The organism is Cronbergia sp. UHCC 0137 (genome assembly GCF_034932285.1).
Lineage (GTDB): Bacteria > Cyanobacteriota > Cyanobacteriia > Cyanobacteriales > Nostocaceae > Cronbergia.
The window spans coordinates 30612-50715 of record NZ_JAYGHC010000006.1 but is presented as its reverse complement, the minus strand read 5'-3'; the positions used below and the strand labels follow the sequence as shown (position 1 = coordinate 50715).

The following is a 20104-nucleotide window of genomic DNA, read 5'->3' as shown; positions in this document are numbered from 1 at the left end:
TAAATAGTTGAAATAAAATAAAAAAAATCAGGGATGGAGAGCGATCGCTCTTGCTTGTACAATACTAAAAGGGATAAATTAACATCGGTGTGGAGTGTATGACAAATCTGGTTAAGCGTAAATCCCGTCCCCTGGGCTTATTTTTAGTGATCTTAGGGTGGAGTCTAACTATCGGTTGGCTGCTGTCCTTTGCAACTAGCGTCCAAGCCGTTGACCCCAATTCCCCCATTGGAACCGTAGATATAGTCCCCCCACAATACCAACTAGCACAAGAATTATACTTAGAAAATTGCTCAACTTGTCATATAGCCATTCCACCCGCAGTTTTTCCCAGCCAAACTTGGAACAATCTCGTCCAAGACTCTCAACATTACGGTGTACAACTCAAACCATTAATTGATCCCCCCCGATTCTTAGTATTAAAGTATCTTTCCACCTTCAGTAGATCCCAACTCCCAGACGAACCTACACCCTATCGCTTTAGTCAATCCCGTTATTTACGCGCCTTACATCCTGGTGTTAAGTTACCCAATCCCATCTCCCTTGGTAGTTGTATCAGTTGTCATCCTGGTGTTAATGAGTATAATTTCCGTACTCTCAGTTCCGAGTATGAACAACAAAAATAGGAGGGTAATTTCTAATTGAGCATGGGTAACTTCCTCCATACTCCATCTACCACCAAAATGATACTATTAAATAAGTTTAATATTAAGATATAAATTCAAACCAATCATAAAATTAGGCGATTGGCTAGTTTTTACTTGGTTTTTGAGTTAATTCTCATTTCACACCCATGCACAACCAAAACGGCTGGGTTAAGTTAAACGTTTATAGTCATATAACCAAACCTTTAATTTCCATCCCCCTTGACTTAGTTCCATAAACTGCCATGCTAAAATTTTTGTTGGGTGATCCCAACGCTCGTAAACTAAAAAAATACCAACCTTACATTACAGACATTAACCTTTTAGAGGAAGACGTTAAAACTCTTTCCGATGAAGAGTTAAAAGGTAAAACCACCGAGTTTAGACAACGCCTAGCTAAAGGTGAAACCCTAGATGATATCTTACCTGAAGCCTTCGCTGTTGTCCGAGAAGCGGGAGTGCGAGTTTTAGGGTTGCGCCACTTTGATGTACAATTACTAGGTGGCGTAATTCTCCACACCGGGCAAATCGCTGAAATGAAAACCGGTGAAGGTAAAACCCTGGTAGCTACCTTACCCAGCTATTTAAATGCCATCAGTGGTAAAGGTGTACACGTCGTTACCGTAAACGATTACCTCGCCCGTCGGGACGCAGAATGGATGGGACAGGTACATCGGTTTTTAGGATTAACTGTTGGGTTAATTCAATCAACGATGGGTCCGAGTGAACGCCAAAAAAACTATGAGTGCGATATTACCTACGTCACCAACAGCGAAGTCGGTTTTGACTACCTGCGTGATAACATGGCCACATCAATGGCTGAGGTGGTGCAACGTCCCTTTAACTATTGTGTAATTGACGAAGTAGACTCAATTTTAGTTGATGAGGCACGGACACCATTAATTATTTCTGGTCAGGTAGAAAGACCAACAGAAAAATATGTGCAAGCGGCGGAAATTGCTCGAACTTTGCTAAAAGATGAACATTACGATGTAGATGAAAAGGCGCGTAATGTTCTGTTAACAGATGAAGGTTTTGCAGAATCAGAAAATCTGTTAAATGTGACAGATTTATTTGACCCGGAAGATCCTTGGGCGCACTTTGTATTTAATGCCATTAAAGCCAAAGAATTGTTCCTCAAAGATGTGAACTATATTGTTCGCAATGGGGAAGTGGTGATTGTGGATGAATTTACCGGTCGGGTGTTACCGGGACGACGTTGGAGTGATGGATTGCACCAAGCAATTGAGGCTAAAGAACGGGTAGAAATTCAGCCAGAAACCCAAACTTTGGCGACAATTACCTATCAAAACCTGTTTTTACTCTATCCCAAGTTAGCAGGAATGACAGGAACGGCGAAAACAGAAGAAGTAGAATTTGAAAAAATCTATAAATTGGAAGTGGCGGTAATCCCCACCAACCGTACTAGAAGTCGTAAAGACTTATCTGATATGGTGTTTAAGACAGAAGCCGGCAAATGGGGAGCGATCGCTGGTGAATGTGCTGAAATGCACGAATTGGGTAGACCTGTGTTAGTAGGAACTACCAGTGTAGAAAAATCAGAGTATCTCAGCCGACTATTGAAGGAAAAGTCAATTCCCCACGAACTACTCAACGCCCGCCCAGAAAACGTAGAACGGGAAGCGGAGATAGTCGCCCAAGCAGGACGCAGAGGCGCTGTCACCATCGCCACCAACATGGCAGGACGGGGGACGGACATCATTTTGGGTGGAAACTCCGAATATATGGCGCGGTTGAAGTTGCGGGAATATTTAATGCCCCGCATTGTCAGCCCAGAAGATGAAGATAGTTTTAACATTCAACGTGCATCTGGATTACCTACGGGACACGGTGCAGGACAAGGTTTTGTTCCTGGTAAAAAGGTAAAAACTTGGCGGGCTTCACCGGAAATTTTCCCCACCCAGTTGTCGAAGGAAACAGAACAGCTATTAAAGGATGCCGTGGAAGTTGCGGTACGGGAATATGGGGAACGGAGTTTACAGGAATTGGAAGCGGAGGACAAGGTAGCTGTAGCTGCCGAAAAAGCCCCCACGGACGACCCTGTAATTCAGCGATTACGGGAAGCTTACAAACAAATTAAGCGGGAATACGAAGAGTTCACCAGCAGCGAACATGATGAAGTGGTGGGATTGGGTGGTTTGCACGTCATTGGGACAGAACGCCACGAATCACGCCGGATTGATAACCAGTTGCGGGGACGGGCTGGTAGACAAGGGGACCCTGGTTCGACAAGATTCTTCCTCAGTTTAGAGGATAACCTATTGCGGATCTTTGGGGGCGATCGCGTTGCCGGTTTAATGAATGCTTTCCAAGTGGAAGAAGATATGCCCATTGAGTCGGGTATGTTAACCCGCAGCTTAGAAGGCGCGCAGAAAAAGGTTGAAACCTACTACTACGACATCCGTAAGCAGGTGTTTGAGTATGACGAGGTGATGAACAATCAACGTCGTGCTATTTATGCCGAACGTCGTCGGGTGTTGGAAGGTCAAGATTTGAAGGAACAGGTAATTAAGTACGCTGAAAAAACGATGGACGACATCGTTGATTATTACATCAACCCTGATTTACCTTCGGAAGAATGGGAGTTAGACAAGTTGGTGGATAAGGTGAAGGAGTTTGTTTACTTGTTGGCAGATTTGCAGTCTAGCCAATTAGAAGATATGGGAATGGCTGAAATTAAAGCTTTCCTCCATGAACAAGCTCGAATTGCTTATGATATGAAGGAAGCGCAAATTGACCAAATTCAGCCGGGATTGATGCGTCAAGCGGAACGGTTCTTTATTTTGCAGCGCATAGATACTTTGTGGCGGGAACATTTGCAACAAATGGATGCTTTGCGTGAGTCGGTTGGCTTGCGTGGTTATGGGCAAAAGGACCCGCTAATTGAGTACAAGAGTGAGGGTTATGAGTTGTTTTTGGATATGATGGTTAATATCCGCCGTGATGTGGTTTATTCGCTGTTTATGTTCCAGCCTCAGCCTCAGCCAACGGTGCAGACTTCTGAGATGGTTTAGGATTTTTTTCACGCAGAGACGCAGAGGCGCAAGAGAGGCGTTTTCTGCGTCTTTTGTTTTATCCCACATTCCGCACTTCATTGTGTATTACAAGCACGAGTGTAATAAGAAACAGGAGTAGTTTAGATATAAATACAAGGTGGATATTTCAATCCTTGTAGTCAGCCAAGTGCTTCGTTTAATAGGTAGGGTAGGAGTATTGCTACTCCCTTCCCCCCAAAAAAACCGGACAAGCAAGTTATCCAAGCATCCGGCTTTGGCAAATCCAGAGCGTCACCAAAGATTTAGTACATCATCTGGTTGAAGATGTATTTGTTGATGACAGTAGTAATGCAGTAATTCCAAATTGTCGAGAGCCGATTCCATACCGTGCAAAGCTATATTTGCCAGTAGAGGTGAAATGATTCCACCTTGGGGTACTCCAGAATTGGTGTCATAAAAAACTCCTCTGTCTACATATCCCGCTTCCAGCCATTGAAGGATTAATTTTCTCGCGGGAAAGTTACCGATGGACTTCATTAGCGGTATGTGGGAAATGTTGTCAAAACAACCTTGAATATCTGCATCTACTACCCAATGTTTGGTAGAATTTGCTTTTGACATTGAATGAATTCTTTCAATAGCATCATGGCATGACCTGCCGATTCGGAACCCGTAAGAGGTACGCTCAAATTGCGCTTCCCAGTAAGGTTCTAAGGCATTTTTAACTATTGCTTGAAGGCATCTGTCAATAATACAAGGTATTCCGAGCGGTCGAAGTTTTTTGCTGGATTTACGGATATATACCCGTTTTACTGGTAATGGCTGCCACGGGATAAACTTAGTCAATATATCAACTAATGTTCCTCTAGCTTGTGGTGTTTTTACCAATAGCTTATCCACACCTGCTGTTCTACTGCCATTATTTAGTTGCGTAACTCTCCTCACAGAAAGTAGTATATTAGAATAGCTACGCATTAATAGCTTTTGTAGGTTGCGAACCAACTTTAAACTACCACCTTTGGTTGCCTTGAAGATTCTCTGTCTCAGTCTCCTGACTACTCTGGATGCGTTTTTCCATTTCACGCTGTTCCATGAGGTAGTTCTCTCGGTTACGTTCACAATTCGAGATTGCATCTAACTTTTCCCGTCAGAGTTCGGTTTCTTGTGTCTTGGAATCCAAGGGACTCACCCGCCATACGTCAGCACTCTTTCAAGTTAGTCCTTAGACCTATTTGCCCAGTTATGTATTCCTGTTGTTTTTCAACGTAGCAACTTTCGCTTTTTATGGCATCTTACACCCACTGGGGGATTAAGGTAGGATTACCAGGGTCAGCAGCCACGCCACCGGCTTGACCGATACCAGCATCTTACACCCACTGGGGGATTAAGGTAGGATTACTCCATCTCTACTGGTGACGTGGAATCTAGTCACCAGACCTCATTGGGGTTTCTTCATATCACACGTTTGAGTTACAACCAGGTCGGGTTCTCTCTATACACCGGGGGTTTAGTAGATGTTCGCATATTCCGAGGACAGGACGGAATATCTTCACAGACTTTAATTTGCCTGTTTTTTTCCCCATTTACTGTATCAGTCGTTTTCGGTAGTTCCTCATCACGGTGCCTCTTCAAGAGTTCACTCTCGTTAACCCTTCTGGTTTTACCCTAGCATTTTTACAACATTACGACTCGTTGTATTCACGCACTTCACCCTCTAGCTGTGAAACATCTCAGTTACCCATGATGCTCCTTAGGGCGGGTACTGGTTTGAACATTAACCAGGAGTATTTCTGAGGTACTCACTCAATTCGTGCGACTGATAGTCGCACCCGTCCCCTTGCGGGGAAGTGGTTATGAAAAACGAGAGGGGCGGCGCTCGCTCTCGCGTGCTTGTCTCTCGAGTTTCCGTCCCCTTGCGGGGAAGTGGTTATGAAAAACAAGGTTAATACTTCTTGGGCTTCACAAAACATCAAGGTTTCCGTCCCCTTGCGGGGAAGTGGTTATGAAAAACCAGTCGTAGAGGCACATCGTTTTGAGAATAAACCACCATGCGTGTTTCCGTCCCCTTGCGGGGAAGTGGTTATGAAAAACGACAGCATGAACGATGGTCGTGGGTACGTTTCCCCATTCGTTTCCGTCCCCTTGCGGGGAAGTGGTTATGAAAAACAGTTGGAAAAGCAAAACTTTTCTGTAGACCGCAAGAAGTTGCGAGAAAGTTTCCGTCCCCTTGCGGGGAAGTGGTTATGAAAAACCTTTATCGGTTTTCCCTGTACCCCGTGAGGCTTGCGGGTGATTTGTTTCCGTCCCCTTGCGGGGAAGTGGTTATGAAAAACTGCTACATTAGGGCATAAATCAACTTTGATGCAATCTAATTGTTTCCGTCCCCTTGCGGGGAAGTGGTTATGAAAAACGGGGGTATTTGAAGATATAGGGATAGACACAAAAAAAGGGTTATGTTTCCGTCCCCTTGCGGGGAAGTGGTTATGAAAAACTTATGCGATCGCTACCCCAAAAGATTTCATATTTTTGGACGTTTCCGTCCCCTTGCGGGGAAGTGGTTATGAAAAACGGTCTAGTTGCTGCACCCAGTAGACCGATTATTGTGTTTGGGTTTCCGTCCCCTTGCGGGGAAGTGGTTATGAAAAACTGCGATCGCCATTGTGTTTGGCGGCGATATTTGTTTTTTAATGTTTCCGTCCCCTTGCGGGGAAGTGGTTATGAAAAACACTACAGCGTGAAATACAATTAAGTAAGCCCATACAGGTTTCCGTCCCCTTGCGGGGAAGTGGTTATGAAAAACTCGGGGCTTTGATGGTCACTACACTTGGGGAACTCCAATCCAGTTTCCGTCCCCTTGCGGGGAAGTGGTTATGAAAAACTTTAAAAGCCGTGATGAAGTTGTGAAGGCATTTACACCGTTACAAAAGTTTCCGTCCCCTTGCGGGGAAGTGGTTATGAAAAACAATATACTTTTTAACTATCTGTGGGAACGGGTCATCAGGTTTCCGTCCCCTTGCGGGGAAGTGGTTATGAAAAACACTCTTTTGACTTGAGTTCAATGAACTTGATAGTTTCTGAACAACGTTTCCGTCCCCTTGCGGGGAAGTGGTTATGAAAAACATGCCGGAGCTTTATTGGTAAGTTTGGTGGTGTGGTAGGTTTCCGTCCCCTTGCGGGGAAGTGGTTATGAAAAACTTGACAACTGGGTGAATTAGGTGAAAGCCCGACACCTTTGCAGGTTTCCGTCCCCTTGCGGGGAAGTGGTTATGAAAAACCTCAGGTCAATATCTTGTCTGGCTTCTTCATCTGAGGTTTCCGTCCCCTTGCGGGGAAGTGGTTATGAAAAACAAGCTTGCCGAGGCGCACATTAATGAAGCAAAGCACTTAGCGTTTCCGTCCCCTTGCGGGGAAGTGGTTATGAAAAACGGTTTTTGGGAGTTGCAGGGTTACGTCAGCGTTAATGCTGACGTTTCCGTCCCCTTGCGGGGAAGTGGTTATGAAAAACAAAACAAGACAAGCATTGCTGTTTTCAATACCATTTATGTTTCCGTCCCCTTGCGGGGAAGTGGTTATGAAAAACGTTGTGACCCTTTACCTGAAGAAGCTGTAGGTAAAGTAGTTATGTTTCCGTCCCCTTGCGGGGAAGTGGTTATGAAAAACTCTGAAGTAGCTAAAGTTAAACCTACTACTGTAGATGAAGTTTCCGTCCCCTTGCGGGGAAGTGGTTATGAAAAACCAGTTAAAATTAGTTCAGAAGAGTACAGAAATAGTAAGTTTCCGTCCCCTTGCGGGGAAGTGGTTATGAAAAACTCTTTAGTATACTTTACTCTCAACCCATAAACTTTCTTTGTTTCCGTCCCCTTGCGGGGAAGTGGTTATGAAAAACTTAGAGAGATAGTTTAAATGAACTACACTATCATTACGTTTCCGTCCCCTTGCGGGGAAGTGGTTATGAAAAACTCAAGGACAAGTCTGGAGAAGTTATCTTTAACAAAGAGATAGGTTTCCGTCCCCTTGCGGGGAAGTGGTTATGAAAAACCTTTTGTAAAAGAAGTAATCTCTCCCCTTGGTTACGTTTCCGTCCCCTTGCGGGGAAGTGGTTATGAAAAACGGTTGTTATTAAAAAAAAGAAAATGACTACAGAATTACTATCAAGTTTCCGTCCCCTTGCGGGGAAGTGGTTATGAAAAACTCCTACATTGTTAAAGCTAACTCCCCTGAAGCAGCCTTAGGTTTCCGTCCCCTTGCGGGGAAGTGGTTATGAAAAACTCTGGATAGTTATTACAGATTTCACAAGCATTCTTGTATTCATGTTTCCGTCCCCTTGCGGGGAAGTGGTTATGAAAAACTCATCAATTGAAAGTATGGGGGTTACTAAAGATTTCGTTTCCGTCCCCTTGCGGGGAAGTGGTTATGAAAAACTACACTTAATGCTATCTCTATCAAAGAAGGAGAAACATTAGATGTTTCCGTCCCCTTGCGGGGAAGTGGTTATGAAAAACGCTATGGGATGAGTGTCAATACAGCATACAAAATAGATTGTTTCCGTCCCCTTGCGGGGAAGTGGTTATGAAAAACTTTAGTCTACAGAATTGATGTAAGATATCCCAGACAAGTAGTTTCCGTCCCCTTGCGGGGAAGTGGTTATGAAAAACATTACTATACTACTAACTTGCCAGAGTTTCAAATAACTAGGTTTCCGTCCCCTTGCGGGGAAGTGGTTATGAAAAACACCTAGTTTACTAACAAGAGGTTATATAAACTAGGCAACGTTTCCGTCCCCTTGCGGGGAAGTGGTTATGAAAAACCCTGTGAGGAACAAACTGTCACATTCTACAAATCTGTAGATGGTTTCCGTCCCCTTGCGGGGAAGTGGTTATGAAAAACTTCTACCTTAACATTAGCTACCCTTTGGTCTAGTGCTTCCTGAGTTTCCGTCCCCTTGCGGGGAAGTGGTTATGAAAAACTCGAAAAGCAGATTGCCGCAAACTCTGCGGTCGCCCAGTTTCCGTCCCCTTGCGGGGAAGTGGTTATGAAAAACGCTAGACATCAACTACCTTTTTACCCATCAGACTTTAAAGTTTCCGTCCCCTTGCGGGGAAGTGGTTATGAAAAACTTTCACCAGAGTCAGCTACTACGCAATTTACAGTAAGAGTTTCCGTCCCCTTGCGGGGAAGTGGTTATGAAAAACGGCGTAGGGAATATAGTTAAGAGAATACTACTTCTGTTTCCGTCCCCTTGCGGGGAAGTGGTTATGAAAAACGGTATTGAAGCTTGGCAAGAGTGGTTACTAAAAGTTTCCGTCCCCTTGCGGGGAAGTGGTTATGAAAAACATTAACTTTGTTAGCTGACTTAACTTTTTTAGCGTTTCCGTCCCCTTGCGGGGAAGTGGTTATGAAAAACTCTGGTATCTTTCAGCCAATCATTAAGGTATCTGAAATCCGTTTCCGTCCCCTTGCGGGGAAGTGGTTATGAAAAACGAGTTAACCAACTTGTATATAGCAATCCATAACAAAACACCGTTTCCGTCCCCTTGCGGGGAAGTGGTTATGAAAAACTTTTCTTTAGATACAATCAACAGAGAGTGTTCCTATATGGGAGTTTCCGTCCCCTTGCGGGGAAGTGGTTATGAAAAACCGGGCAGGATGTACGGCAAGTCGCGTCCCTCGTCCCGTTTCCGTCCCCTTGCGGGGAAGTGGTTATGAAAAACTTAGCTAAGGGATATCAGTCCGTAGCGTTAGAATTAGGTCGTAAGTTTCCGTCCCCTTGCGGGGAAGTGGTTATGAAAAACTTCCTCCACTACTTACCCAACACTTAACCCTAATCCCAGTTTCCGTCCCCTTGCGGGGAAGTGGTTATGAAAAACTTTATAACTCTGGTTTTGAAAATGTTGCATTACCAGACAATTAGTTTCCGTCCCCTTGCGGGGAAGTGGTTATGAAAAACATAGGCGAAAACCACTTAGGCGAACTCTTGATGAAAATCAGGTTTCCGTCCCCTTGCGGGGAAGTGGTTATGAAAAACCCTACTATCGCACCATAAATTATCCATATTCCCACGGCAAGAGTTTCCGTCCCCTTGCGGGGAAGTGGTTATGAAAAACGCATCTAGTGTAATCTCAGTGAGCGATCGCCTAAAGGTAGGTTTCCGTCCCCTTGCGGGGAAGTGGTTATGAAAAACTTTTAAGTTTCTTAAGCAATCTTCTAAAGCATCCCAGGTTTCCGTCCCCTTGCGGGGAAGTGGTTATGAAAAACGTAGAAGGGGTAGGTTGGGAGCTTGAAGACATAGAAGACAGGTTTCCGTCCCCTTGCGGGGAAGTGGTTATGAAAAACATGGCAGAAGCACTTAAAAGAGGTGGAGATATAGCCTCTGGTTTCCGTCCCCTTGCGGGGAAGTGGTTATGAAAAACACGGGTCTAATTCATTGTCCAGAATCCTTCCTAATTCTGGCGTTTCCGTCCCCTTGCGGGGAAGTGGTTATGAAAAACGTTATTCCCACCGTCAGACACGTCTCCAGATATTCCTTGTTTCCGTCCCCTTGCGGGGAAGTGGTTATGAAAAACCCTAGATATTTGGAAACGTTACTATATTTAGTTTTCAAGGTACGGATGCACACGCATACGGTTAACAGTATGTAATATAAATCGCAGGTGTACTTGATCAAAAATTATTTTAGCAAAATTTGCACTCTATAGAGATGATAAAAGCAAAACTCCAAGATGTCAACCCAAAAATATAACCTTTTCTGCCAATTACCAAATATTAACTTGAATTAAAACTTGTAGCTCACTGCGACGCATTTTTGCCCATTTTCACAATCCGTTACAAACACTCAAAACCGCACCGTTAAAGTATTTTTTTGGCACATTCCCCCCAAAAGTGCAAATATTCACCTGAGTTCGACGTAAGAAAATAACCTACAAGTGTTGAATAACAAGAGTTTCAGGATTAAATAAAGTTTTTATTAATTGTCAATAATCTCTACTTATTGAAAATTAATAATATTACTAATCATTCTCAAAATTACACCAAAGATTTGAAAATAAAGTAGTTGTTTGAAAAAGGAAAAATGGACAATGGAATTAGTACAATTATTGGTACATAGAAAACAAGCTGGCCGAAGCGCACATTAATGAAGTGTTGGAGGCAATTCATCACTAGATACCAGCCTGGGTTAAAGCCTGACTCAAAACTTCAACCAGTGCTAATTGTTCTGCCCAGTCAGCAAGGTAGCCGTAGTCGAGATTTTCGGCTTGCAGTTTGAGTATTCCCAACACGTCACGCCATTGTTTTTCTGATTGACTGCTCCTTCCCCATAACAGCTTTTGCAGCACTAGGTCTTCTGGGGAAATCACCCAAAAGGACGGCATTCCCTCGATATCAAGTAACGTCCGACGGGACATTTGCGAGGACGCAAAGGGTGAATTGTCCATGACGTATAAGTCCGCATTGGCGATAGTTTCGGTATGGGTGATGTTGTCAATGGTTAACGTTCAACGGTCTTATTAGTTAGCGTTGTCCGCATTGGCGATAGTTTCGGTATGGGTGATGTTGAGCATCCTTTCTCGCCCCTGCTTTAGGTCTGCAACCGCTCCGGCTGGACAATAGTAGAGCGCAGTTTCTAGTGTTGTTACCAATAAGTCAATTTGGTTGGTTTGCACAGAGATGACTAAATCTAAATCGCGGGTGGAACGTGGCTCTCCATGAATTGAACTAGCTACGTCGCCACTGACGTAGTAGGGTATATTAACTGCATTAAGAAAGGTATGGAGTTCGCCTGCGAGGGCAATGGAATCTTGAATCCAAATTTTTTCATCACCTCCTGTTGGTTGAAACCCTTCTGGAAATTTATCACCTAAAACAGCACGGGTAAAGTGCTGGCGCATTTCTAAAAGCGATGCCTGTGGATGCCGCATTTTTATCCCAGCTAGGCTCAGTTTCTTGACCCCACGCTCATGGGCTGCGTACATTTCCACCCTTTGCTTGAGCGCCAGTTGGCGTAATCGGGTAAACAGGTAGATATCTGCGTCGATGTTGGTGTCGGCTGCTTGCGGTTGATAACCAGGCTTGATGGTTGTTGTTGTGTTGCTTTTAGGTATTTGTTGGATATCTGTCAATTTTTGTTCTATAGACATATTTGAATCTACTAAGCCTTGGGGTGAAAACATAATAAATTTATTAGATTGGATGCATGATGGACTTTCGTATTTTCCTAAAAGTATAGGGACAATGACTAGATGGTTTGGTGAAATTGTCGAACTCAGGTAATATTCATCTTTACAAAATTAAATAATCTGGCGGTTGATAGGGTGGTTCACTTCCATAAACCCTAGTCTTCTCCTTAGCCACCTGATCTAAAGGATAAACCCGGAGATTATCTTCACTAAGCTTGAGAACCGGCAACCAACGCTTTTCTAACTGATAATTCAAATCTTGATCATCTAACGGACACTCAAAAACCGAATATTGCACCCGTTGACAACGCTGTTCTATCAACTTCGCCAACTTAGTCCGACGTTTATCATTTGACACGTCATAGCAAACCAACCATAATTTTGTCATTTAATTACAAACGCCTCATACTCCAATTCCAACTTCACCAAAGTCCTTCCTACACTCCGCGCTTGTTCCAATAAAATTTGGTTCAATGTCAAACGCCGATTTTGTGCAGGATATAAAACCGGTGTACGCAGTCGTCGTTCCAACTCCCCCAAAAATAACTTTTTCGCCATTGTTCCCAACCAAATTCCCTCCCCATTGGGAGAAGCTTCAAAATCTTCAGTTCCCAAGATATCAGATTGAATAATGGAAATCACCGCTTGGTCTACTACCACAGGGCGAAATTCTTCCATTAGATCTAAAACCAAATTGGGACGATAGGGTTCTATGGCGTGGAAAAAACCTAAATATGGGTCAAGACCGGCTTGGACAGAGGCAGAAAATACCCGCGCCAATAATACGCCATAACCCCAACTTAACAACGCATTGACCGGATCAAGAGGAGGACGACGGTTACGACCGCTAAAATTCCATTCTGAGGGAAACCAGTGACGTAAACCTTGGTAATAGGTACGGGCGCAAATCCCCTCAATTCCCATCAGTTCATCACGGTTAAATGGTGTGGTCGTGTTGATTAAACGGGAGGAATAGGCGCTAATTAAATCTATGGCTTCAGTTAATTCGGTGATTTGTCCCTTTGTGGCTCGGTTGCGACGTTGTAATAATACACGCTGATTGCGAATTTTACCAATTACCAACTTTTGGGCTAAGGCTAAACCAAAGGTAGTTTCAATGGTGCGATATTGGGCTAGTCGTAGGGTAGGATTACTGGCAAATTGTCCTTGCAGTCTACCGCGAAATTGCCCGTCTTGCCTTAAAAAGATGGTTTCAATGCCTTTATCAAGTAGTTGGGCTATGACTACATCTGTTAATTGGACACCTGGTAAAACTACAATTAAGGTGATTTCGACTAAACGACAGGTTTGGGATTTTTCTTGTTTGATGATGATCAGATTTTCGTTGCGATAACGAATGATTGTCCCTGGTTCGGTTAAATATAGTGTGGTCATTGTTGATTAATGCCAGTTTTCCCTTCCCATTTTGGCTGGATGCTAGAATATCCCTCTTCTATACAAGTGCAATAATAAATTTATCTAAAAAAGGGGGAATTTGGAATTATGTCTCAGTCTTTAGCCAAAAAAATCGTGAGATATCGTACTTTGTCTGTGGCTGTAGCTAACGGGGGTGTTACTTGGATTGTGCTGATTATTGCGCCTTTGGGGTTGTTGGCTGTGATTATTTGTACTCTGGCGGTATTTTTGAGTAGTTTAATGGTAGGCTGGGTTAGCGATCGCGCTTTGTTAGGATTAATTAGTGATGCTTATTCAGATAGAGAGAGCGATCGCTATAAAATAGATACATACCATCAAGATTAGACCTCTTGCATAAATACTTTGGTGTCGCCAAAAATATTCTTGAAAAGCTCACGCAAATGCGCAAAGGCGCAAAGAAGAATTTGAAAATCACGACTTTTGCAAGAAGTCTATTGATCAAAAGCAGGGATTAAGGGAAAAAAGATCATATCCTGTTAATCCTTTAATCCTGGATATCCTGATTCAGACAAAAGCAGGGATTAAGGGAAAAAAGATCATATCCTGTTAATCCTTTAATCCTGGATATCCTGATTCAGACAACCAACCTAACACACCCAAACCGAACAACAGAGGCATCAACCAATCACCCCAACGCACATATAAAGTCTGCGTTTGACGGCGATAAATGGTTTCTGCGTGGGTTTCGTAGGTATTATGTCCTGATATCCACAGGGTTCTACCATGAGGATCAACAAAGGCTGAATATCCCGTATTTGTCGCCCTCACTGCCCATCTATCGGTTTCTACTGCTCTCATGATATCCTGGGCATGGTGCTGGGTTAACATGGCTGAGGTGTAATGGGCATCATTAGACAAACTGAGAATAAATTCTCCTCCTTTAGCAGCTTGATAACGAAAGATTTCGGAAAAGGCTGATTCATAACATATACCAACAATAGCTTTACCAAAAGGAGTATTAAAAACTTGATTTGCTGAACCGGGAATTTGATGTTCGTTCAGTGGTGACAAGCGTTGAATTAAACCGCCTAAAATTCCTTCAAAGGGGATATACTCACCTAATGGGACTAACTTAGATTTGTCGTAACGGCTGGTAATTTCTCCATTGCCAGTAATATTAAATAAACTGTTGGTGTAGCTGTTGCCTTTTTCACCAAAAGCACCTATCCAAACAACTACCCCTTTTTCTCGGACTGCGGTTAATAAGGGTGTGTTTTTTAGGTTGCGCTGAAATACAGGTAAAGCACCTTCGGGAGTCAATACTCCTGCAACTCCTTGATTGGCTAATTTTATGTAACCGTCGGTGTAACCTGTAATTGCACGACCCAAACCTTCTGGACGGAGTTTGATTTCATTGGAAATGTTACCTTGAATGATGCCGATTTTTAAAGCATCTGCTGGTAGTTGAGTTAGGGGGATTGTATATAAAACTAAACCAATTAGATGAGAACTAATTAATATTACTGTAGCCACCCATAAAAATTTTATTTCTTTCCGATTCATCCAAAGTTCGGCAATCAAACCATTACAGGCAACTATCACGGCTGTAATTGTAGTTGGTCCCGAAAGTTGTCCCAAGTGTAAAATAATCAAGTTGTGCGGTGATTGGGTATAGGAAAGGGAACTCCACCACAGGGGACCCATACTCCAAAGACTTTCTAAACTACACCATAAAACCGTGCCAATCAAAACCCGCAAACCTGGATTTTGTCTGTCTAATTTGACCATTAAAAATGCCCAGGTGGAGACTAATATTCCTCCCCAAAGGCTGATAAATGCCCAACAAAATAGAGTAATTGCTAAACTTGGCCACCAGGGAACACCCAACCAATTCATCGGATGAATGCCAGTTATCCAGCAAAGTGCTGTACCATGGAAAGCGATCGCCCAAGTGAAAGCTAGGAATATTTTCTTTTTTTCAGGTATATTTTTAACTACCAACACCCACAGAGGAGCAAGAGCAACCCAAGCTAAAAACCAAGCACCAACAGGGGCAACTGTCGCCCCCATCAACATACCACTGATGAGAGATAAAGTATAAAAAAGAAAAGGGGTAAATAATTTAGTTTTCAAATACTTCATTATTGATCGGAAATTTATGGTTAACTAAGAATTAGCGATCGCTGTTTAGTTTATATTACAGGGATTTTCGGGTAAATAAACCACATTTTTTTTGTCTCACGCAGAGACGCAGAGGCGCGGAGAGAAATCAAGAGTGTGGTCTAAATACATGAAAATTGCTGTAAGCTTTAAATGCTCCCTTACTTAAACCAGAGAAAAAGAAAAGAAGGAAAAATCAATTTTTTTGAAAATGCCTAATCGTAGGGGTTTAGCATTGCACTTTACCTCACCAAATGTAACGCTAAAATAAAATTGAATACCAATAATTGAAACCAAAATGAAAATTCTTCAACTTACAACAAATGTAGATTCACTAGGTTATTTACACCTTGATATTCCCACAGAACTTGATCCAGGACAGGTGAATATTGTCTTAGTAATTGATCCAGTTGTAGCATCTAAAGACCAAAAATTGAACTATGATTTTTCTGATTTAGCAGGGCGGTTGACTTGGCAAGGTGATGCAGTGGTAACGCAAAGGACATTACGAGATGAGTGGTAATCGTTATGTATTAGATACAAATGCTATCATCGCGCTGTTACAAGGAAATGTTCAACTTCTTCAATTACTCCAGAATGCTAATTGGATTGGAATTTCAGTTATTAGTCAGATTGAATTTTTAGTATTTTCTGGGCTAACTGAAAGTGATCACCAACTTTTTCAACAGTTTCTTCAGCGAGTGGAGATTGTTGGTTTGACGGCGATTGATGCGGTATTGCTTGGGAATATCATTGAAATTCGTCAGCAATATCGGTTAAAATTGCCTGATGCAGTAATTGCTGCAACAACAATCCAAAATTCGGCCAGTTTAGTAACCTCTGATCAAGAATTTGCCAAGATAAATACCCTAACGGTAATTAGTTGGTAGTAATTACTTACGTTAAAGAGGCGTATTACACGCCCCTCAAATCACATTATTCCGCTTCTTCCAACTCACCATTATCACCCGTATCAGGTGGGACAATTGCCACTCCGGTGATAGCATCATCTTCATCTAGACGCTGCACCCTCACCCCGGTAGCTGACCGTGATTGAATGGAAATGGCATTCACCGCTTGACGAATAATAATACCACGATTGGTTGCCATCATGATTTCTTCGTCATTGTTGACTATTCGCAAGGTTGCTAATTGATCCTTGGTTTTGCGGTTCTTAAACTTAGTCGCCATTAAACCTTGTCCGGCGCGTCTTTGCAGTCGGAATTGGCTGACTGGTACACGTTTTCCATATCCGCCTACGGTAATTACCAACACCCAAGGACCCACACTTGTGGCTGGAACTTCGGCGATTTCTTCCACTGTTTCCAGAATTTCCTCGGTTTCCACCACTTCTTCGGTTTCCAGAATTTCCTCGGTTTCTGTGCCAGTATCCAAAGTTTCCAAAATGGCGGCTGGTAAAATATCCATTCCTACCAATTCGTCACCTTTTTTCAACTTCATGGATTTTACTCCACGAGTCGCCCTACCGAGGGGTCGCAGTTGTTCATGGGTGCAACGGAAGTGGATAGCCATACCGTGACGAGAACCGACAATGATACTATCTTCCACTCTAGCGCGACGTACCCAGCGCAGTTGGTCGCCTTCTTCTAGGGAAATAGCGATTAAACCGTTGGCGCGGATATGACTAAAGGCTGCTAGTTCGGTCTTTTTGATGTTACCGCCTTTGGTGAGCATGACCAGATATTCTTCACTGGTAAACTCATCAACGGGGACAATGGAAGTGATTTTTTCTTCTCTGGGAATGGGTAACATCTGAACGATGGGTGTCCCCCGACTGGTGCGTGAACCGACGGGGATTTGATAGGCTTTGAGGGAGTAGACTACACCGCGATCGCTAAAAAATAGTATACTGTCGTGGTCGCAACAAGTTAAGAAATGCTCTATTGCATCATCATCTTTAACTTTAGCCCCGGCTTTCCCCCTAGTGGCGCGGCTTTGGGCTTCAAAGGTGTTCACGGGCATCCGTTTGATGTAACCTTGTTGGGTGATGAGAATCAGGGCTTTTTCGTTGGCGATTAGGTCCCGTTCGTCAATTTCTCCCTCAGCGTGGGTGATTGCGGTGCGTCGTGGGGTGGCGAAACTGGTTTTAATTTGGCTAACTTCAGTTTCAATGATTTCTAAAACTCTTTCCCTTCTGCCTAAAATATCTTGTAAGTCGGCGATTTGGGTTTGTAATTCTTCGTGTTCTAACCGAATTTTATCGGCTTCTAAAGCGGTTAACCGTCGCAGTTGCATTTGTAAGATTGCGTCGGCTTGCACTTCTGAAAGTCCGTAGGTTTCAATTAATTCGCCTTTGGCTGTGGGTGCGTCTGGTGCATGACGAATTAAAACAATAATTGCGTCTAAATGTGATAGGGCAATTAATAAACCTTGTAGTAGGTGATCTCTCTCTTCCGCTTTCCGTAGTTGGTAACGGGTGCGGCGGTTAATGGTTTCGATTCGGAAATCTAAGAAGACGCTGAGGAAGGTTTTAAGGGTGAGGATTTGCGGTTCACCATTCACCAAGGCCAACATATTCGCCCCAAAGTTGGCTTGGAGGGGGGTTTGTTTGTAGAGGTTGTTTAGAACTACACGGGGATAGGCATCGCGTTTTAATTCTATCACGATTCTCATGCCATCGCGATCGCTCTCGTCTCGAATATCCGAAATCCCATCAATCTTTTTATCGTTCACCAATTCGGCCATTTTTTCAATTAATGCCGCTTTATTGGTTTGATAGGGTAATTCGGTGATGATAATTGCTTCTTTTTCTGGTCTACCCCTTTGTTCAATAGTTTCAATATTAGCTACCCCGCGCATGGTAATTGAACCGCGTCCGGTGGTGTAAGCTTCTTTAATTGGTGCTGTTCCTAAAATCAATGCCCCTGTAGGGAAATCGGGTCCGTGGATATATTGCATTAACTCAATATCCGTGATTTCCGGGTTGTGAATTAGGGCAACCAACCCATCAATCAATTCTCCTAAATTGTGGGGGGGGATATTGGTAGCCATTCCCACTGCAATCCCAGAAGAACCATTGAGTAATAATTGGGGGATACGGGAGGGTAAAACGGTGGGTTCTTGTTGAGAACCATCGAAGTTATCGGCAAAATCTACGGTTTCTGATTCGATGTCTTGCAGCAGGGAGGCACTGGTTAAGGCTTGCAGACGACACTCAGTGTACCGCATAGCCGCAGGGGGGTCATTGTCTATAGAACCAAAGTTACCATGACCGTTGATTAAGGGCGATCGCATTGAGAAATCCTGCGCCATCCGCACCAAAGCATCATACACCGCCGTGTCACCGTGGGGGTGAAATTTACCCAACACTTCCCCCACCACACGAGCGCATTTTCTAAAAGGGCGTTCTGGTAATAGTCCCAATTCGTGCATAGCATAGAGGATGCGACGATGCACAGGTTTTAGACCATCCCTAGCATCTGGTAACGCCCGACCTACAATTACGCTCATGGCGTATTCCAGATAAGACCGCGACATTTCGTTTCGCAAATCCGTCGGGATAATCCTCTCCTGTGAGGTTGTCATAACCTTGAAAACTCCAAAAATTGTAGATTTTAGCCTTGTCCGTTGACAAAATACAAAATTATGTCAAATTAATCTTGAATAACTGCCATATTTTGCTACAATTCTAACATATATTGTCCTAGTTTGTGGCAATAGTGGCAAATCAAAAAAATAATATAAATAGAAACCTCAAATTAAATCAGATCATCCTTGACAAATATCATCAATTTTGATGTATTAAATGCCTATTTATATATTTGCTAAATTTGCTTTTTATCATGATAAAACAGCTATAGATAAATTGATTTTATTGAGTTACAGAAACCTTAGATAGATGAAAACAGACAGCATATTTTATCGGTTATTCCAAGAAATACCCAGCATATTTTTTGAACTCATTGGTAACTCACCTCAACTAGCAGAACTTTATCAATTTTCATCAATTGAAGTCAAACAAACAGCCTTTAGAATAGATGGAGTTTTCTTACCTAACCAAAGTATTGATAACCCTATCTACTTTTTAGAAGTACAATTTCAATTAGATGATGATCTTTACGATAGACTCTTTTCTGAAATATTTCTTTACATTCGCCAAAACAAACCTAAAAATAACTGGAATGCTGTAGTTATCTACCCATCTCGCAGTATAGACACAAGAGATATTCAGCATTATCAAGAATTTTTCAGCAGTCAACGAGTCAGAATTATTTATCTTGATGAATTAGGAGAAATAACATCTTTACCCATTGGTCTTGCTACAATAAAATTAATCGTTACTAAGGAAGATAAGGCCATTACCCAAGCCAGAGAGTTAATCACAAGAACTAAGCAAGAGGTAGATTCTCAACTGCAACAACAAGTATTGCAAATTATTGAGACAATCTTAATTTACAAGTTTCCACGAATGAATAGGGAGGAGATAGAAGCCATGTTTGGATTAAGTGAGTTGAAGCAAACCCGATTTTATCAAGAAGCAAAAGAAGAAGGTAGACAAGAAGGTAGAGAAGAAGGTAGGGAAGAAGGTAGACAAGAAGGTGAACGCAAAGCTAAATTAGAACTGATTCTCCGTTTGATAGAATCAGGTTTCACTAAAGAACAAATTGCAAAGGCTTTAAATTTCAGCCTAGAAGAAGTTAAACAGATACTCAAAGAACAGAATATCAAGACAAAGGAGAAATAAATTAATCGGTTTCATAAAGTCTTACTG

Annotated in this window: 11 protein-coding genes, 2 pseudogenes and 1 CRISPR repeat array; of the genes and pseudogenes, 7 read left to right on the top strand and 6 right to left on the bottom strand. The window is 42.7% G+C overall.

Annotation, left to right across the window (positions count from 1 at the left end):
• Positions 1–98 precede the first annotated feature (98 nt).
• Positions 99–626, top strand: a complete 528-nt coding sequence (locus tag VB711_RS04220) for a cytochrome C (RefSeq protein ID WP_323284477.1) — start codon at positions 99–101, stop codon at positions 624–626.
• Positions 627–889: 263 nt separating this feature from the next.
• Positions 890–3679: a preprotein translocase subunit SecA gene (secA, locus tag VB711_RS04215; protein WP_323284476.1), complete on the top strand. Its 2790-nt coding sequence runs from the start codon at positions 890–892 to the stop codon at positions 3677–3679.
• Between the two features lie 273 nt (positions 3680–3952).
• Here secA and VB711_RS04210 read toward each other — a convergent pair whose 3' ends face one another.
• Positions 3953–4795 (bottom strand): reverse transcriptase N-terminal domain-containing protein, encoded by an 843-nt coding sequence (locus tag VB711_RS04210; RefSeq protein WP_323284475.1) that lies wholly within the window; start codon positions 4793–4795, stop codon positions 3953–3955.
• 691 nt (positions 4796–5486) lie between these two features.
• A CRISPR array of direct repeats spans positions 5487–10224; the repeat unit is 37 nt; unit sequence GTTTCCGTCCCCTTGCGGGGAAGTGGTTATGAAAAAC.
• A 594-nt stretch (positions 10225–10818) separates the two neighbouring features.
• A pseudogene (locus VB711_RS26440) lies at positions 10819–11796 on the bottom strand (hypothetical protein).
• On the opposite strand from VB711_RS26440, the pseudogene VB711_RS04195 reads away from it, so the two are divergent.
• Positions 11792–11917: pseudogene (locus VB711_RS04195) on the top strand (ISL3 family transposase); the annotation flags it as partial. The pseudogenes VB711_RS26440 and VB711_RS04195 sit on opposite strands and share 5 nt — an antisense overlap.
• A gap of 21 nt (positions 11918–11938) precedes the next feature.
• Here VB711_RS04195 and cas2 read toward each other — a convergent pair.
• Positions 11939–12223, bottom strand: a complete 285-nt coding sequence (cas2, locus tag VB711_RS04190) for a CRISPR-associated endonuclease Cas2 (RefSeq protein WP_323284473.1) — start codon at positions 12221–12223, stop codon at positions 11939–11941.
• Positions 12220–13230 carry a CRISPR-associated endonuclease Cas1 gene (gene cas1, locus VB711_RS04185; RefSeq protein WP_323284472.1) on the bottom strand — a complete coding sequence of 337 codons (1011 nt, stop codon included), beginning with the start codon at positions 13228–13230 and terminating at the stop codon, positions 12220–12222. Before cas1 ends, cas2 begins: the two co-directional genes overlap by 4 nt.
• Before the next feature lie 108 nt (positions 13231–13338).
• Here cas1 and csx18 point away from each other — a divergent pair, with 108 nt between their 5' ends.
• Complete coding sequence (gene csx18, locus VB711_RS04180; RefSeq protein WP_323284470.1) at positions 13339–13596, top strand: CRISPR-associated protein Csx18; 258 nt, start codon at positions 13339–13341, stop codon at positions 13594–13596.
• Positions 13597–13818: 222 nt separating this feature from the next.
• Here csx18 and lnt read toward each other — a convergent pair whose 3' ends face one another.
• On the bottom strand, positions 13819–15354 hold the full coding sequence (gene lnt, locus VB711_RS04175; RefSeq protein WP_323284468.1) for an apolipoprotein N-acyltransferase: 1536 nt from the start codon (positions 15352–15354) through the stop codon (positions 13819–13821).
• A gap of 316 nt (positions 15355–15670) precedes the next feature.
• Here lnt and VB711_RS04170 point away from each other — a divergent pair, with 316 nt between their 5' ends.
• Both VB711_RS04170 and VB711_RS04165 read left to right on the top strand, forming a co-directional pair.
• On the top strand, positions 15671–15895 hold the full coding sequence (locus tag VB711_RS04170; RefSeq protein ID WP_323284467.1) for a hypothetical protein: 225 nt from the start codon (positions 15671–15673) through the stop codon (positions 15893–15895).
• A complete protein-coding gene (locus VB711_RS04165; protein ID WP_323284466.1) occupies positions 15885–16262 on the top strand; it encodes a type II toxin-antitoxin system VapC family toxin in 378 nt (125 codons plus the stop codon). The genes VB711_RS04170 and VB711_RS04165 overlap by 11 nt, the downstream gene beginning before the upstream one ends.
• A gap of 46 nt (positions 16263–16308) precedes the next feature.
• Here VB711_RS04165 and gyrA read toward each other — a convergent pair whose 3' ends face one another.
• Positions 16309–18918, bottom strand: coding sequence for a DNA gyrase subunit A (gyrA, locus tag VB711_RS04160; RefSeq protein ID WP_323284465.1), 2610 nt, complete (start codon positions 18916–18918; stop codon positions 16309–16311).
• A 313-nt stretch (positions 18919–19231) separates the two neighbouring features.
• Between gyrA and VB711_RS04155 the strand changes: the two genes are divergently transcribed.
• Positions 19232–20077, top strand: coding sequence for an Rpn family recombination-promoting nuclease/putative transposase (locus VB711_RS04155; RefSeq protein ID WP_323284464.1), 846 nt, complete (start codon positions 19232–19234; stop codon positions 20075–20077).
• The last annotated feature ends 27 nt before the right edge of the window (positions 20078–20104 follow it).